15 protein-coding genes are annotated in these 16,805 nt (G+C 61.5%); 9 read left to right on the top strand and 6 right to left on the bottom strand.

Translation table 11 applies throughout. The features are described 5' to 3' along the window. Nucleotide 1 precedes the first annotated feature (1 nt). The 8 genes from miaA (at nucleotide 2) to ilvC (ending at nucleotide 8,156) form a co-directional block, all read left to right on the top strand. Nucleotides 2–922: a tRNA (adenosine(37)-N6)-dimethylallyltransferase MiaA gene (gene miaA, locus BLV09_RS16915; protein WP_146688157.1), complete on the top strand. Its 921-nt coding sequence runs from the start codon at nucleotides 2–4 to the stop codon at nucleotides 920–922. Between the two features lie 414 nt (nucleotides 923–1,336). Continuing rightward, on the top strand, nucleotides 1,337–3,112 hold the full coding sequence (locus tag BLV09_RS16910) for an acetolactate synthase 3 large subunit (protein ID WP_146688156.1): 1,776 nt from the start codon (nucleotides 1,337–1,339) through the stop codon (nucleotides 3,110–3,112). 14 nt (nucleotides 3,113–3,126) lie between these two features. After that, nucleotides 3,127–4,116 (top strand): threonine dehydratase, encoded by a 990-nt coding sequence (locus BLV09_RS16905; protein WP_146688155.1) that lies wholly within the window; start codon nucleotides 3,127–3,129, stop codon nucleotides 4,114–4,116. Nucleotides 4,117–4,248: 132 nt separating this feature from the next. Beyond that, entirely contained in the window at nucleotides 4,249–4,791 is a 543-nt protein-coding gene (ilvN, locus tag BLV09_RS16900) for an acetolactate synthase small subunit (RefSeq protein ID WP_100383560.1), read from the top strand. A gap of 3 nt (nucleotides 4,792–4,794) precedes the next feature. Continuing rightward, nucleotides 4,795–5,490 (top strand): class I SAM-dependent methyltransferase, encoded by a 696-nt coding sequence (locus BLV09_RS16895; protein WP_146688154.1) that lies wholly within the window; start codon nucleotides 4,795–4,797, stop codon nucleotides 5,488–5,490. A gap of 8 nt (nucleotides 5,491–5,498) precedes the next feature. Then, entirely contained in the window at nucleotides 5,499–6,389 is an 891-nt protein-coding gene (locus BLV09_RS16890; RefSeq protein WP_146688153.1) for an EamA family transporter, read from the top strand. Nucleotides 6,390–6,398: 9 nt separating this feature from the next. Then, nucleotides 6,399–7,001: a LysE family translocator gene (locus BLV09_RS16885; protein ID WP_146688152.1), complete on the top strand. Its 603-nt coding sequence runs from the start codon at nucleotides 6,399–6,401 to the stop codon at nucleotides 6,999–7,001. Between the two features lie 135 nt (nucleotides 7,002–7,136). Further along, nucleotides 7,137–8,156 (top strand): ketol-acid reductoisomerase, encoded by a 1,020-nt coding sequence (ilvC, locus tag BLV09_RS16880; RefSeq protein ID WP_146688151.1) that lies wholly within the window; start codon nucleotides 7,137–7,139, stop codon nucleotides 8,154–8,156. 802 nt (nucleotides 8,157–8,958) lie between these two features. On the opposite strand, the gene BLV09_RS16875 is transcribed toward ilvC, so the two are convergent. From BLV09_RS16875 to mddA, 4 genes are read right to left on the bottom strand one after another with little or no spacing between them, the layout of a single operon-like run. Next, a complete protein-coding gene (locus tag BLV09_RS16875) occupies nucleotides 8,959–10,767 on the bottom strand; it encodes an adenylate/guanylate cyclase domain-containing protein (protein ID WP_146688150.1) in 1,809 nt (602 codons plus the stop codon). Beyond that, nucleotides 10,754–10,906, bottom strand: coding sequence for a hypothetical protein (locus BLV09_RS37305; RefSeq protein WP_167558765.1), 153 nt, complete (start codon nucleotides 10,904–10,906; stop codon nucleotides 10,754–10,756). Before BLV09_RS37305 ends, BLV09_RS16875 begins: the two co-directional genes overlap by 14 nt. A gap of 56 nt (nucleotides 10,907–10,962) precedes the next feature. After that, on the bottom strand, nucleotides 10,963–11,385 hold the full coding sequence (locus BLV09_RS16870) for a GFA family protein (protein WP_146688149.1): 423 nt from the start codon (nucleotides 11,383–11,385) through the stop codon (nucleotides 10,963–10,965). A gap of 32 nt (nucleotides 11,386–11,417) precedes the next feature. After that, complete coding sequence (mddA, locus tag BLV09_RS16865; protein ID WP_146688148.1) at nucleotides 11,418–12,194, bottom strand: methanethiol S-methyltransferase; 777 nt, start codon at nucleotides 12,192–12,194, stop codon at nucleotides 11,418–11,420. 183 nt (nucleotides 12,195–12,377) lie between these two features. Between mddA and BLV09_RS16860 the strand changes: the two genes are divergently transcribed. Then, nucleotides 12,378–13,943 carry a winged helix-turn-helix domain-containing tetratricopeptide repeat protein gene (locus BLV09_RS16860; RefSeq protein ID WP_146688147.1) on the top strand — a complete coding sequence of 522 codons (1,566 nt, stop codon included), beginning with the start codon at nucleotides 12,378–12,380 and terminating at the stop codon, nucleotides 13,941–13,943. 57 nt (nucleotides 13,944–14,000) lie between these two features. On the opposite strand, the gene BLV09_RS16855 is transcribed toward BLV09_RS16860, so the two are convergent. Together BLV09_RS16855 and BLV09_RS16850 are read right to left on the bottom strand one after the other, a co-directional pair. Beyond that, nucleotides 14,001–14,912, bottom strand: a complete 912-nt coding sequence (locus BLV09_RS16855) for a sterol desaturase family protein (RefSeq protein ID WP_244549128.1) — start codon at nucleotides 14,910–14,912, stop codon at nucleotides 14,001–14,003. Between the two features lie 269 nt (nucleotides 14,913–15,181). After that, a complete protein-coding gene (locus BLV09_RS16850; RefSeq protein ID WP_146688146.1) occupies nucleotides 15,182–16,627 on the bottom strand; it encodes a DUF1254 domain-containing protein in 1,446 nt (481 codons plus the stop codon). Between the last annotated feature and the right edge of the window lie 178 nt (nucleotides 16,628–16,805).

Below are 16,805 nucleotides of genomic sequence, written 5' to 3'. Positions count from 1 at the left end.
GATGAATTCGCCTCGAGCGGAAAGCCAAGCCGTGCTTATCGCAGGGCCGACCGCCAGCGGCAAGTCGGCGCTGGCGCTCGAACTGGCTGAAAAAGCCGGCGGCGTCGTCATCAACGCCGATTCCATGCAGGTGTACCGCGACCTCCGCATCATCACCGCGCGGCCGACCCGGGAAGAAGAAGCGCGGGTACCGCATCGGCTCTATGGCCATGTCGATGCCGCGGTCAATTTCTCGGCGGGGAGCTGGGTGAATGACGCAGCCACGGCACTCGCCGAAGCGCGTGCGCAAAAGCACTTGCCGATTTTTGTCGGCGGCTCCGGCCTCTATTTCAAGGCGCTGACGCGCGGGCTATCGGCGGTGCCGCCTATACCTGCCGAGATCCGCGACGACGTGCGCGCGCGGCTGGAGCGGAACGGCGTCGAGGCGTTGCATGCCGAACTAAGAGAGCGCGATCCGGTATCCGCCGAACGCTTGAAGCCGCGTGACCGCACCCGGATTGCGCGCGCACTTGAAGTGGTCGAGGCGACCGGGCGCTCGCTGACCGATTGGCATCGCGAAGGCCTGCCGCCGCTGTTGCCGCCGGGCGAGTTCAGTGCGGTGTTTCTGGCGCCGGAGCGCGATGCGCTTTATGCGCGGATCGATGCGCGTTTCGACGCGATGCTGGCCGCCGGCGCGCTGGAAGAAGTTGCCGCGTTGGGCGCGCGGCATCTCGATCCGCTGCTGCCGGCGATGAAAGCCCATGGCGTGCCGGCGTTGATCCGGCACTTGGACGGAGAGATCACGCGGCAGGAGGCCGCCGAGGTCGGCCGCAGCGACACCCGCCACTACGCCAAGCGGCAATTCACCTGGTTCCGGCATCAACTGCCGGAGTTCGAATGGGTGAAGCCGGAGGAGGCGAGGGGGTGGCTGGATATTTCGTAGCCCGGATGAGCGAAGCGATATCCGGGAATTTCGGCGAGAGCCCCGGATATCGCTTCGCTCATCCGGGCTACAGGACGACGAGACGGCCACTCGCGCATGGCAGGAAACAGCAATTTCATACTCGCCGAACGGCCGGAACCCCGCTAGGCTACGGATATCGCGTCGAGCGGCCGCCTTGCCTTGACTTTTCAAGGCCGGGCGCTATGTTCCGCGCAACCTTTGGGAAGTCTGAGCGCTCACATGCGTAATATTATTACCAAACTCCTTATCGTAGTCGTACCCAGGCGCACCGCCGGGGGTGGCTGAGGCCATCCAAATTCGGGCGGTGTGCATGGGGCCTCTTGGGCCCCTTTTTATTTTCCGAACAACCCAAACCAAAGAAAGCCGCTGACGACAGCGAATCCGGAGCCAGCCATGAGTGACAAAAGCCACGATCCGAACCAGATGACCGGCGCAGCCATGATCGTGCGCGCGCTGATCGATCATGGCGTCAAGCACCTCTTCGGCTATCCCGGCGGCGCGGTGCTTCCGATCTATGACGAGATTTTCCAGCAGAGCGAGGTCGAGCACATTCTCGTCCGGCACGAGCAGGGCGCCGGCCATGCCGCCGAAGGCTATGCGCGCTCCACCGGCAGGCCGGGGGTGGTGCTGGTGACATCGGGTCCCGGCGCCACCAACATGGTGACGCCGCTGACCGACGCGCTGATGGATTCGATCCCGCTGGTGTGCATCACCGGCCAGGTGCCGACGCATCTGATCGGCAATGACGCGTTCCAGGAATGCGACACCATCGGCATCACGCGTCCCTGCACCAAGCACAATTGGCTGGTGCGCAACGTCAATGATCTGGCGCGGGTGCTGCACGAGGCATTCTATGTCGCGAGCACCGGCCGTCCGGGTCCGGTCGTGGTCGATGTCCCGAAGGACGTGCAGTTCGCGGTCGGCACCTATCATCCGCCGCGCAAGTCGGACGTGCATGTCTCCTACACGCCGCGCGTGAAGGGCGATGCGGCGCAGATCCGCAAGGCCGTGGCGTTGCTCGCTTCCGCCAAGCGTCCGGTGATCTACAGCGGTGGCGGCGTCATCAATTCCGGAGCCGAAGCTTCCAAGCTGTTGCGCGAGCTGGTCGAAGCGACCGGCTTCCCGATCACGTCGACCTTGATGGGGCTCGGCGCCTATCCGGCGTCGGGCAAGAACTGGCTCGGCATGCTCGGCATGCACGGCACCTACGAAGCCAATATGGCGATGCATGATTGCGACGCCATGCTGTGCGTCGGCGCGCGGTTCGACGACCGCATCACCGGGCGCACCGACGCGTTTTCGCCGGGCTCAAAGAAAATCCACATCGATATCGACCCGTCCTCGATCAACAAGAATATCCGCGTCGATATTCCGATCATCGGCGATGCCGGCAACGTGCTCGGCGATCTCCTGCAGGTGTTCAAGGCGGAGGCGAAGAAGCCCGACATCAAGCCATGGTGGCAGGAGATTGCGAAATGGCGCGCGCGCAATTCGCTGTCATACAAGAAGAACAGCGATATCATCCTGCCGCAATATGCGATCCAGCGGCTGTTCGAGTTGACCCGTGGGAAAGACACCTACATCACGACCGAAGTCGGTCAGCATCAGATGTGGGCGGCGCAGTTCTTCGGCTTCGAGGAGCCGCATCGCTGGATGACCTCGGGCGGCCTCGGCACCATGGGCTACGGCCTGCCGGCGGCGATCGGCGTCCAGGTCGCCCATCCCGACAGCCTCGTGATCGACATCGCCGGCGACGCATCGGTGCAGATGACCATGCAGGAGATGTCGACGGCCGTTCAGCACGAACTGCCGGTCAAGATCTTCATCCTCAACAACCAGTACATGGGCATGGTGCGGCAGTGGCAGCAGCTTCTGCACGGCAACCGGCTGTCGCACAGCTATTCCGAAGCGCTGCCGGATTTCGTCAAACTCGCCGAAGCCTATGGCTGCGTCGGTATCCAGGCGATCAAGCCCGGCGATCTCGACGGCGCGATCAAGGAGATGATCTCGGTCAAGCGCCCGGTGCTGTTCGATTGCCGGGTGGCGGCGCTGGAGAATTGCTTCCCGATGATCCCCTCCGGCAAAGCGCACAATGAAATGCTGTTGCCGGTCGAAGCCAATGACGAAGCTACCGCAGCCGCCTTCGCCGGCGGCAAGGCGCTGGTGTGAGGTGAGACCGTCAGATGTTTGACCTCGGGCAATTGGAGCGAGCGCAGGAGATTGTCGGCCACGCGATGCCGCCGACCCCTGCGCATGCGTGGCCGTTGCTGTCGCAACGGCTCGGCGCTTCCCTGGTCGTCAAGCATGAAAACCACACGCCGACCGGCGCCTTCAAGGTGCGCGGCGGGCTGACCTATGTCGATCGCCTGAAACGCGAACGGCCCGCTACCGTCGGGCTGATCTCGGCGACACGCGGCAATCACGGCCAGAGTCTGGCGTTTGCGGCGGGCCGCTACGGTTTGCCGGTGACGATCCTGGTGCCGCGCGGAAATTCGGTCGAGAAAAATCGCGCCATGCAGGCGTTCGGCGCCGTTCTCGTCGAACATGGCGATGACTTTCAGGCGGCGCGCGAGGAAGCCTATCGCCGCGCCGAGGCGAGCGGGCTCGAGGTCGTGCCGGCGTTTCATCCCGATCTGGTTCTGGGCGTTGCGACCTATGCGCTTGAACTGTTGCGAGCCGCGCCGGACCTGGGTGTGGTCTATGTGCCGATCGGGCAGGGCTCCGGTATCTGCGGCTGCATTCTTGCCCGCGATCTGCTCGGATTGAAAACGGAGATCGTCGGCGTGCAGTCGACCCTGGCGCCGTCCTATGCGCTGTCGTTCGCGGCAGGCAGAGTGGTCACGACCGAAACCAGCAACACGCTGGCCGACGGCATGGCGACCCGCATTCCAGATCCCGATGCGCTCTCGATCATCCGCAAGGGCGCATCGCGCATCGTGCAGGTCACCGATGACGAAATCGGGGCCGCGATCCGCGCTTATTGGACCGATACGCATAACCTCGCGGAAGGCGCCGGCGCCGCGGCGCTTGCGGCCGCGCTGCAGGAAAAGAAAAAAATTCGGGGCCAGCGCGTCGGCCTGATCCTGAGCGGCGGCAATATCGATTTTGATCTGTTCCGCCGCTGGGTGGGGCCGGAAGTTGCGGCACCCGCCGAACAACGGGTGCCGGCGTGAGTACGTTGAGAAAGAAACCGTCATGGCCGGGCTTGTCCCGGCCATCCACGTCTTCCTTCTCGTCGAAAATTAAGACGTGGATGCCCGGCACAGGGCCGGGCATGACCAATGAGAGACTGACGGGGACTTAAAATGAACCAGCCCGCATCCGCCTATTTCATGGAAGACCGCCATGATCCGACCGAGTCGCACACGCTCTCGGTGCTCGTGCAGAACGAGCCGGGTGTGCTCGCGCGCGTGATCGGGCTGTTCTCTGGCCGCGGCTACAACATCGAAAGTCTCACCGTCTCCGAGACCGAGAGCCAGAAACACCTTTCCCGCATCACCATCGTGACGACGGGAACGCCGATGGTGATCGAGCAGATCAAGCATCAGCTCGACCGCATGATCCCGGTCTACCGTGTCGTCGACATGACGCTGACCGGCCGTTCGATCGAGCGCGAGCTGGCGATGGTCAAGGTGCGCGGCGGCGGCGACAATCGCGTCGAGGCGCTGCGGCTTGCGGACGCGTTCCGTGCCCGGGTGATCGACGCCACCACCGAAAGCTTCGTGTTCGAGATCACCGGCAATTCCGCCAAGATCAATCAATTCATCGACCTGATGCGTCCGCTCGGCCTTGTCGAAGTGTCACGCACCGGGGTTGCCGCAATCGGGCGCGGGCCCGAGGGGATGTGAACCATGCTGGCGCGCGACTGGTACTATAACGAGCGGGGACAGATCGGCCTCGATTCCGCTGTCGCTTCGATCTACGACTGCGATGACGACCGCGACGTCCGCGCCCGCGCGGCGCTGACCATGCTGGGGGTGCAGCGCGGCTGGCGGGTGGCCGATATCGGATGTGGCAACGGCGTGCTGGCGTGCGAAGCCGCGCAGCTCGGCGCCGAGGTCGACGCGATCGATATTTCGCCGGCCATGCTGGCGCTCGCGGACATCCAGGCCCGTGACCGCAAGCTCGCGATCCGCACCCAGTCGGCGGGGCTGTTGAGTTTTGCCTACGAGCCCAATTCGTATGATCTCGTCGCCAGCGAGTTCACGCTGCATCACCTGCCGGATTTCTGGAAGGCGGTGGCGATGTCGCGGATCTATAATGCGCTGAAGCCGGGCGCCTGCTTCTTCCTGCGCGATATCGTCTTCGTCAGCACGCCCGACGGTTCCGATCGCGACATCGGGCAGTGGGCGGATTTCAATATCAAGAACCACGGCTTCGCGCGCGACAGCGTCGTCACCCATATGCGCGACGAGCATTCGACCTTCGGCTGGGTGATCGAGCGTATGTTGACCGATGTCGGCTTCTCGCTGGTCTCCGCCGATTATCACGCGCCGCTGCACGGCACCTATCTGCTGCGCAAGCCGAAATCCGGCGAGCAGAGTTAGGCAATTCGATGAAGCCAGCCGACGTCGGTCTTGCCGTCCTGGTGGCGGTGATCTGGGGCCTCGCCTTTGTCGCGAGCCGGATCGCGCTCGACGAGTTTTCGCCGGCGCTGATGACGACGCTGCGGTTTGCCATCGCGGCGTTGCCGTGCCTGTTCGTGCGCAAGCCTGATATCTCCTGGCCGCTTCTGATCGCGATCAGCTTGACCTTGTTTCTCGGCCAGTTCCTGGCGCAAGCCTATGGCATCGCGCATGGCGTTCCCGTCGGCCTTTCCAGCGTGATCGTGCAGAGCCAGGCGCTGTTCACGATCGCGTTCGCGGCGGTGGCGTTCGGCGAGTTGCCGACGCGATTACAGGCCGCGGGCGTCGGGGTCGCGACCGTGGGCTTGCTGATGATTTGCGGCACCGTCGGGTATGATTTCAGCGTCGGCGCGTTCGCCGTGCTGATGATCTGCCCAGTCAGTTTCGCGATCGGCAATCTGCTGCTGCGGCGGGCCAAGGGCGCGCCGATGTTCGATCTGTTCGCATGGCTGTGCCTTGCCGCCGCGGTGCCGCTATTCCCATTGACGCTGATTGTCGATGGTCCGCAACCCACCTGGCAGGCTCTGGCGCATATGTCGCTGACCGGCCTTATCTGCATGCTGGCGCTGGGTGGAATTTCCACCAGCATCGCCTACTGGCTGTGGGGCCGGCTGCTGCGCGATTACACCGCGGCGCAGGTGGTGCCGTTCGCGCTGCTGGTGCCGTTCGTCGGTTCCGCGGCATCGAGCGTCGTGTTCGGGGAAAAATTCGGGCCGTTGCGGCTGGCCGGGATGGTCACCGTGGTCGGCGGGATCGCGGTCATGCTGCTGTCGAAACGGCCGCAAGCCTCTTCCGAACAAGCTTTGCCGAAGATCGCATGAGGGCCGCCAATGTCGCATTCGCTCCTGATTGCCTTTGTCATGTTCGCCGTCGTGATGTTCTTCACGCCGGGGCCGAACAACATCATGCTGCTGTCGTCCGGGCTAACCTACGGCTTTCGTCCGACGCTGCCGCATATCGCGGGCATCACGATCGGGTTTGCCTTCATGGTCGGGGCCGTCGGCCTCGGCCTCGGAACCATCTTCATCGCCTATCCGGTGCTGCAGACCGTCCTGAAATACGCCGGCGTCGCCTATCTGATCTATCTCGCCATTGCGATCGCGATGTCGGATCCGGTCAAGCCCGATCAGGACGAGCGGCGCGGGCCGATGACGTTCTGGGGCGCGGTGCTGTTCCAGTGGATCAACGCCAAGGGGTGGGTCATGGTGATCGGCACCATCACGGCGTATGCCGCCATCGCGTCCTTCCCCTGGAACATCGCAATGCAGGTCGCGCTCAGCCTGTTTCTGGGCGCCTTGTCCTCGCTGACCTGGGCGATGTTCGGTACTTCGCTGCGGCCTGTGCTGACGTCCCCTCGCGCGGTACGGGCGTTCAACATCGTCATGGCGCTGCTGCTGCTTGCCTCGCTCTACCCCGTTTTCATGGACGCATGATGCCGCAGCGCGCCATGCAGAAACGGGTTTCCCCTTGCGGCCAAAATGGACTAGACAACCCCGGAAATTAGCAGGCCGCGACCTTCCGGAAGCCTGACCCACCGGCCGACGCCGGCCACTAAAAAGGAAACGACTATGCGTGTTTATTACGATCGCGACGCCGACCTGAACCTGATCAAGGGCAAGAAGGTCGTCATCGTCGGCTATGGCAGCCAAGGCCACGCCCATGCGCTGAACCTGAAGGATTCCGGCGTCAAGGAAGTCGCCATCGCGCTGCGCAAGGGTTCGGCCTCCGCCAAGAAGGCGGAAGCCGCCGGCTTCAAGGTGATGGAAGTCGCCGAGGCCGCCAAATGGGCCGACCTCGTGATGATGCTCACCCCCGACGAATTGCAGGGCGATATCTACCGCGAGCATCTGCACGACAACATGAAGAAGGGCTCCGCGCTGGTGTTCGCCCACGGCCTCAACGTGCATTTCAACCTGCTCGATCCGCGTCCCGATCTTGACGTGCTGATGATCGCTCCGAAGGGCCCCGGCCACACCGTGCGTTCGGAATATCAGCGTGGCGGCGGCGTGCCCTGCCTGATCGCCATTGCCAAGGACGTTTCGGGCAACGCCCACGACCTCGGCCTCAGCTATGCGTCGGCGATCGGTGGCGGTCGTGCCGGCATCATCGAGACCTCGTTCAAGGAGGAATGCGAGACCGACCTGTTCGGCGAGCAGGTCGTGCTCTGCGGCGGCCTGGTCGAATTGATCAAGGGCGGCTTCGAGACCCTGGTGGAAGCCGGCTACGCCCCGGAGATGGCCTATTTCGAGTGCCTGCACGAGGTGAAGCTGATCGTCGACCTGATCTATGAAGGCGGCATCGCCAACATGAACTATTCGATCTCCAACACCGCCGAATATGGCGAATACGTCACCGGGCCGCGCATCGTCACCGACGAGACCAAGAAGGAGATGAAGCGCGTTCTCAACGACATCCAGTCCGGCAAGTTCGCGCGCGACTGGATGCTGGAGAACAAGGTCAACCAGACCTCGTTCAAGGCGACCCGCGCCAAGCTCGCCGCGCATCCGATCGAGGACGTCGGTGCCAAGCTCCGCGACATGATGCCGTGGATCAAGAAGGGCGCTTTGGTCGACAAGACCAAGAACTAGGGCTTGATCCACGATCTAAGTATCGAGATCGCGCAAGCGCGATCTCGATGATCAAGAAGGGCGCGCTGGTCGATAAGTCGAAGAACTAAGGTTCGATCGACGGTCTGAGTAGAGAGATCGCGCAAACGCGGTCTCGCTCAGACCGGCCTCTACCCGGCGGCACACGAAAAATTAAACCTTGGTCGTCATATTCCGAAAGCGAGATCGCCGATTGCGATCTCGCTTTTTTGTCGGTGTAAGTCTTACGACTTAATCCAGATTCTTAAGTCGACGACATCGGGCGAAATTGGGTGAAGTGCACCGCCGGGCACGAAGAACTGACAGTTCATTCACATTCTTGGTCTGAACTAATTCAAGCGGCCTTTTTGACTGGAAAAGGCAAGCAAGTTCAGCCGCAAAGAGTCCACATTTAATCCACATTCTCGTCCCGGATGTGACGCGGAAAATCACCGCAAGTAACCCCTGCGCCAAAGACTGAGACTTAATCCAGATCCTTGAAAAGGATGACTTGTGCAGGCGTCGGAACCCGCCGCTTCGGACGCACGGACGTGATTTCAGGACCGCCGGCCGCAATTTACCGGATTTAGTGGACGGCACCATTTCGATACGCCTGGCGCGCGCGAAGACCGGCGCATTAATGTCTGCGATTTCTACCTTTTTCAGGGTCAGGCCGGGACGACCGTGATGGCCATGACGGTGAATCCGGACGCGGGGGGATCTCCGTGCCGGAGACGTTTCGCCATGAGGCCATCTGTGCCTTTCGTTTCGACGTCGACAAACCGGTTCCATCCGGATGCGTTTCTCAGCCCTCCGGCACACCGGCGAGCCGCATGCCTTCGGCGCTCCGCGCGCGTCCGGCGAGATAGGCCGGATTGTCGCTCAAGGCATTCATGCGGTAACGGCGCAGGGTAAAGTCCGGCTGCAGCGCCAGCCCCGCCTTTGCCGCGGCCCGCGCCTCGTCCAGTTGGCCCAGCAATGCCAGCGCCTCCGCCAGATGAAAATGCGCGAGCGGAAAATTGCGGTTGGCTTCGATGCTCCGGCGCAGCCACGAAACTGCTTCGATGTCTGCCCCAAGCTGTGCCTTGGCGATTCCGACGAACTGCATCCAGCGGTAGGCATGGACGTCGCGTGGCGAGAGCCGCAGTGCTTCGAGGATATGGGCTTCGGTCTCCTCCGCACGGCCGGCAAAATACTTGCCCATGCCGATGCAGGCATGCGCGTCCGCCAGATTATGATCCAGCGTCAATGCCCGTTCGCATTCGCCGATGCCTTGGGCAGCCCGATTGGTGAACATCTGCACCGCGCCCAGCGTCAGATGCGCCCAGGCATGCCGGGGCGCCATCGACAACACCTTGGTCAGGGTCGTCTCCGCCGCCGCGAGCTGGGCGGCCCGGTCGTCGCTGGCAAACGAGCCGGCTATGCTGGCAACCACGGTGGCCCAGCCGACCATCGCATCGACGTGCCCGGCGTCGAGCGCCAGCGCGCGTTCGAAGAAATCCATCGCCTGCGTCAGATATTCCGGCGTCATTCCCTTGTTCCAGTACGCCCGGCCCTGGAAATACAGGTCCATGGCATCGGGATGCGGCGAGCGTCCCGCCCGCCGCGCCTCGGCCTCGATGAGCTGTGCATCGAGCGCGTTGGCGAGCCGCGACACGATTTCATCCTGCATGTCGAAGAAATCGGCGAGCGGCTTGTCGAACCGCTCGGCCCAGAGATGATTGCCGGTTTCGGCGTCGATCAGCTGGACATTGATCCGCAGCCGGTTGCCGTTTCGCTGCACCGAGCCCTCAAGCACATAACGAACATTGAGTTCGCGGCCGATCTGCCGCACGTCGGGCGACTTGCCCTTGAACGCAAACGCGGTGTTGCGGGCGATCACGAACGAGCCGTAGATACGCGACAGATCCGTGGTCAGGCTCTCGATCACGCCATCGACAAAATATTCCTGCTCGGGGTCATCGCCGATGTTGACGAACGGCAGCACCACGATCGAGAAGCGCGGCGCCGATAGCGGCGCCGGCATGACGCCGCCGTTCGGCGTCGTCGCGCTTGAGCCGTCGGGAACGACGGCATAGGCCCGGATCGGGCGGGCAATATTCTTGAGGTCGCGCGCACCCAGATCGGCGAATTCAATTCCGATCTTGCCGTGGACCTGGTCGAACACCGAGGACGAAAGACAGATCCCGCCGGGTTCGGCGATGCCCTCGAGCCGCGCCGCGATGTTGACGCCGTCTCCGAAGATATCCTGCGTGCCGACGATGATGTCGCCGATATGGATGCCGACGCGGAACAGAATCCGCTCGTCGGGCGCGTCAGGGATCGCGAGCTTGTAGACGCCGCCCTGGAACTGCATTGCGGCCCGCACCGCATCCACGGCGCTGGGAAACTCGGCGAGAAATCCGTCACCGGTGCTCTTGATGACGCGGCCGCCATGTCCTGAGATCGCCGGCAGCACGGTGTTGGTCAAAAGCGCGGTCACGCGTGCATGCGTCGCTTCTTCGCTCGTGTGCATGAGGCGCGAGTAACCGGCGACATCCGCCACCAGTATCGCAGCCAGCCGCCGTTCGACGCGGTCGCCGGTAACGAAAGTCTTGGTATCAGAAAAAATCATCCGTCTGTCTCCAGCTCATATTCATTATTTTCGTCGGAGCCAAAGTGCCAAGGTTCACTTCAAAAAAATAAGGTTCACCTTCCAAAAAAGTTTCGCCGCCGATTCCTGAGAATTTCAGGAGTCGCGCGGCACGAGTCATGGATCAGCGGGCGACGAACAGTGTTCGCCGCATTGTCGCTATCGTGAAATCATTCCCTAGTCGGTGATGACTTCGCCTGAACCACCGAACTCGGACGGGAAGTCTTTCAGTTTCGGCAAGCCGTCCCGCATCGGCAATACCGTTTCGGCGTAATTGACATGAACCCCGGGCGTGAACGCCAGCGTCGGAATCGTGGCCGCGAACACGTCGACGAGGTTGATCGGCGGATGATTGGCCATCAGGTGGCCGCCGCATTTCGTGCAATATTTGCGCTGGCTCATTTCGGTCTTGGCGAAGGTCGCGACATGGTTTGCGCCGGCCGTGATCCTGACAGCTTCGGGCTTCCAGAGGCTGAATGCGTTGACGGGACCGCCCGACCACGAGCGGCATGAGCGGCAATGGCAATAGCCCATAGCTTCGGGCGAACCGGTGACCGTCACTTCGACGGTGCCGCAAAAACAATTTCCAATGTGATCCATTTCATATGTTCCTTGCTGAAATTGAGTCTTGATCAGGCCGATTTGCGCCAGGGCAGCAACATCGATACGCGTTGCTTATACTGGCGATATTCATCGCCAAACATCTCGACCAGATCGTGTTCTTCAAGAAAAATTCCGACGAAAATATAGGCCGTGGTCACCGCCGCGAACAGCAGATGCCCGACTGTCATGGTGGGCGCGGCCCAGAACGCGATGATGAAGCCGAGATAGATCGGGTGCCGCACGAAATTGTAGTACAGCGGCGTCCGGAAACGCGGCGGCGGCATCTCATGGCCGGTGAGGTTGTTGGTGACCTGGTGCAAGCCGAACAGCTCGAAATGATTGATCAGGAAGGTGCTGGTGAACACGATCACCCAACCCCCCAACGACAGCGTTGCGACCGTCACTGCGACATCTGGCTCGCTGATCTGCCAAACAATTGCCGGCATCGGGCGCCACTGCCAGAACAGCAGCATGAGACACAGGCTCGCGAACAGCACATAGGTGCTGCGCTCGACCGGCTTCGGTACGTATTGAGTCCACCACTCCTTGAACTGCTTGCGCGCCATCACGCTGTGCTGCACGGCAAATAACGACATCAGGAGCAGGTTGACGGCGAGCGCCTCCGTTACGGACGATTCCTGGCCGCTGTCGATGGTCTTCGGTACGGCGTAACCGCCGACGAAGCCGATCGCGTAAAGAATTGTGCCAAAAAACGCGAAATAGGCGACGAGCCCGTAGAGAAATCCGATGAATCTCGGCATTCGATTTGCCGGAACTTCCGGACTGATGGACTGAATCTGGGTCATAATCGACTCCGGTCAAAGCAATGAATAAATGAGGCCGCAACAAACCGTGATCCGTGATTGAGATCACAACTGCGGTCTGTGCAGGATGCCAAAAGCGCGTAGGGAAGGCTTTGTCCCGCGCTTGATTTGTCCGTGAGACGGGCTTGATTATTTCTTGAGGATGGACGCCGTCCGGGATGCGCCGTGCAATTTATCTTTGACGATCATACGCTTGACACCGAACGTCGCGAATTGCTTCGCGGCGGTCATCACGTTGCCCTGCAGCCGCAGGTGTTCGACCTGCTGGTCCATCTGGTGCAGAATCGCGACCGTGTCGTTAGCAAGGAGGATCTGATCGCCCTGGTGTGGGGTGGCCGGATCGTTTCGGATTCGACCCTGACCAGCCGCATCAACGCTGTGCGAACGGCGGTCGGCGACAATGGCAGGGATCAGAAACTGATCCGGACCATTTCACGCAAGGGGCTTCGCTTTGTCGGCGAGGTGAAGGCGCAACCGGGCGGCCTTCAGCCGCCCGGCGCACCGCCTGAGATCAATGCGCAGCCGCGGCGGGCATTGGTGGTGCCCGACCGGCCGGCGATCGCCGTACTCGCCTTCGACAATATGAGCGGCGACAGCGCGCAGGACTATTTCTCCGACGGGATCAGCGAAGACATCATCACTGCTTTGTCCAAGGTGCGCTGGTTTTTCGTGATCGCACGCAACTCGTCTTTCATCTACAAGGGCAGGCCGGTTCATCTGAACCAGGTCGCCGAGGAACTCGGCGTGCGTTACGTGGTTGAAGGCAGCGTGCGCAGGGGCGGCGACCGCGTCCGCATCACCGCGCAGCTCAATGATGTCGCGACCGGCAGTCACGTCTGGGCGGAACATTACGACCGCGACCTGACCGACGTGTTCGCGGTGCAGGACGAAATCACCGATGCGATTGTCGCGGCGATCGAGCCGCAGATTTATGCGGCCGAGAATTTTCGCGCCCGCCGCAAGCCGCCGAACAGCCTCGATGCCTGGGACCTGGTGATGCGGGCGCTGTCGCATTACTGGCGCGTGACGCGGCAGGACCACGTCGCCGCGCAGGAGCTTTTGCAAAGGGCGATTGCGATCGATCCGAACTATGGCCAGGCGCACTCGGTGCTCGCCACCAGCCACATGTTCGGCGTTCATTTGGGCTGGGCGGATATCGTGAAGGCCGCGCCGCTGGCCGAACGCGCGGCGCTCGCGGCGATCCAGGCCGACAACGAAGACCCCTGGGCGCATACCGCGCTCGGCAGCGTCTGTTTTTCCACCCGGCGTCTAGACGACTCGCTGGCCGAATTCGAATGCGCGTTGCAGCTCAACCCGAACTTCTCGCTGGCGCAAGGCTACTACGCGCTGGCGCTGTCCTATAGCGGCCGCTGGCGGGATTCATATGAAGCGGCGCAAGGCGCCATCAGGCTCAGTCCGCGCGATCCGTCGCTGGCGATTTATTATGGTATCGCCGCTTACGCGCAGTTTGTCGGAAGAAATTACCCGGAGGCGATTGCGCTTGCGCGCGAAGCGATCCGCCAGCGCGGCGATCTCACCGGCGCCTACCGGGTGCTGACGGTGGCCGCCGGCATGGCCGGCCAAACCGAGGTTTCGGCTGCCGCACTGAAGGAGCTGCGGCGCACGCAGCCCAATATCTCGCTCGCCTGGATCGCACACCAATTGCCGTGGAAGCTCGATTCCGACCGCGAGCATTATCTGGAAGGTTTTCGCCGCGCGGGATTGGAGTAAAGGCAAGTTGGCGATTCAAGCCTGATCGCTTCCAGACGGCCAGTGTGGCTGGCTTGGCTAGGCCGCCTGACGGTCCACGCTTTCATCCTCGGATGGCGTATCCGACCGACCCCAGGCCTTCATGAAGGGCATCTTCAGCAAGCCGCGAACGGATTGCTTTTCCCGATCGTCGAAGTCGTCCAGGCCGTAATGCAACTCCGCGAAATGCGGTCCATGGCTATAGGTGCTGCCGAGGCGATCCCAGATCGACAGGAGATTTGAGTAATTCATGTCGGTCTCGGGCAGGTGGCGCGAATGATGGACCTTGTGCATGTTGGGCGTGACGAATAACAGCCGGAGCCAACGGTCCAATCTCTCCGGCACACGAATGTTGGCGTGTTCGAGCTGGGCGTTCAAAGCGGACAGCGACAAATAGGTGATGAGCACCCACATCGGCGTGCCGAAGACGATGACGCCCGCGATGTGCCAACCGACTCTCCACAACGTTTCACCGGGATGCTCCCGGAAGGCTGTCGTGACATCTACTGCATTGTCGGAGTGATGCACCCGGTGGAAGCGCCACAACCACGCGATTTTATGCATCGTTACATGCGCGAAGTAGGCGAACAGGTCGAGGCCCACGATACCAACAAAAAGCTGTCCGGCAGGTGGAAGTCCCAGCCAGTAGGACACGCCGAATCCCGCTTGCGTGACAATACCCGTGGCCAAGGGTGAAAGCGGGCTGAGGAGAAAGTTCATCCCGAGAAAAATCGCGGTGAGAATGAGGTTGCGGGTGGCGTGCCGCACCAGGTGTCCCTGGGCGTAGCTGAAGAGCGGGAAGGCGATCTCGAACAGAAAAATCACGGCGAACGCGACCAACGGGAAGGCGACGCGCGCTCCGTTGGACGGCACCGCCAGGGACGGCCAAACGAGGCTGGCGGCTTCGCTACCTGCGAAAGGCAGGGAAAAAATCGTTCCGATATCCATCATGGCGCGGCCCTTTCGAGCTTATAAAAAGAACGAACGTCCGTTTTATATGACAACGAGGGTACCGGGTCAACTCCTGGGGGCGGCCTTTCGGGCTAGGGTATGAACTCGTTGACGCAGCGGCGGACTGGGTGCGGAAACCGGACATGCCGCGGACATACTAAATCGGCGCGAACGACCCTAAGGCGACATTGCATCCTTTCAACCAGCCGGGCGCACTGGCGATGAGGTTTCCAGCGTGGTGCTCGGGTGGCCGCTCTCTGTGTGTCGCTCTATGCGACCCGCTTTATGCCGGGCGGTTGCCATGTCCCTTCGCCCGGGGGCAAGATCGAAGGTGGCTCGGTCTTCGGCCAGTAGAGCCGCATCACCAGATAGATCGTGTCGTTCGGGGCGGGCAGCCAGTTGGATTCCTTGTCCGGCCCCGGCGATTTGTTCTGGATGTAGAGCGTCAGCGACCCATCGGGGTTCGTCTTCATGTTGGGCAGCATTGGCGAATTGATCAGATAGCGATTGATCGGATTTTCGATCAGGAGCTGCGTTCTTCCGTCATACATGGTCAACGACCAAAAGGCATTTACTGGCGGAAGCTGACCAGATGGGAACGTCAAAGTGTAGTTATTTTTGCTGCCGTCCAGCGTCTGGCCATCGCTGTCGATGCGTGTGATTGGATAGGTCGCTTCCGCGGGATCGTTGCCGTAGATCCCGGCCTTCGCGGCGGCCGCGCGCATCAACCAGTCGCCGTTGTAATGGGCGCTGTCGCCCGGTAGTCCACTTACCCGCCAGCCATTGACCGCCTTGCCGGCATTGGTGATAGCCTCATCGACCTTTCGATCGCCTTCTTTCATGCCCAAGCCGACCTCGAGCTTGTCCTCCAGCGAGAGGTCCTTGAAGTTGAATGTCTTGCCCGGCCCGACGCCAATGCGCGCAAGCTGGGCGCGTATCTCCTTCTCGTTCTCTTGCGCGGGTGCAAATTGTAGCGCGAAGTCGAGGTACTCGAAGAAATCCGTCTTCACGAGTTCCTTGTCGATTTTCGGAAAGTCGATGGCCATCGCGGCGGCAGCCGTAGCCGGCTGTTTCAGATAGGCGGAAAGCGTCTGCACCTTGTAGCCGGCCTGGACCTTCTTGACGTTGTCGAGGTCGTCCGGGTTGAAAAGCTGGGTGCGATATCCCGCTACCGAAAACTGTGTGCTCGACTGGAACACCTTCTTGATACCGGGCGGGGTCGTGCCCTTCCAATCCGGCCCGACCACCATGTAATCGCCAGCCTCGCTGCCTGTGGCACGGCTGCCGATATAGCCGTAATTATAGGTATTGCCGTCGCAGAGCATGACCGAATAATAGCGCTTCGGGTCCACGGCCGGGACCGACAAAACGATCGGCTCCGCCCGCAAGTCCATCCATACGAACGAATAGGGCGTGTCGCTGTTCGGCGTGGGAATGGCTGTGTCCTTGTAGGTGAAGACATTGGGTTCGTTCTTGATCTGGTTGAACGGCGCCTTGAACTGTCCCGAGTTGCGATCGACGGCGTATTCGTACATGACGCCGTAATTCATTACGATCGGCAGGCCATAGATGAAACCTGCCTCCGCAATGTCCTTTGCCTTGAAGAAGCCCGGGCGGACGGCGCTCGTCTGTGCCTGCGTCGGGACTGACTTCGCCATCGAGGCGGTGATTGCAGCCAAGGCGGCGGAATGAAGGAGATCGCGTTTCGTCAACATTTGAACATTCCTTCCGGTTTGCGGCTTGTGTTCAAGCGTGGCTTGGCACGACAAAGTTACGCGCGCACAGCGGGCGCGTCTATCAACATCAACCGACCCAAACCCGTAAGGATGGATGTCCTTTGTTGGCTGCAAAACCGGACAATCGGCATTTCCCGGATCGTCCCCTAACCGGACA

Origin of the sequence: Bradyrhizobium canariense (genome assembly GCF_900105125.1) — a bacterium.
Taxonomy (GTDB): Bacteria; Pseudomonadota; Alphaproteobacteria; order Rhizobiales; family Xanthobacteraceae; genus Bradyrhizobium; species Bradyrhizobium canariense_A.
The sequence above is the reverse complement of the archived record's forward strand: the minus strand, read 5'-3'. Positions and strand labels throughout refer to the sequence as shown.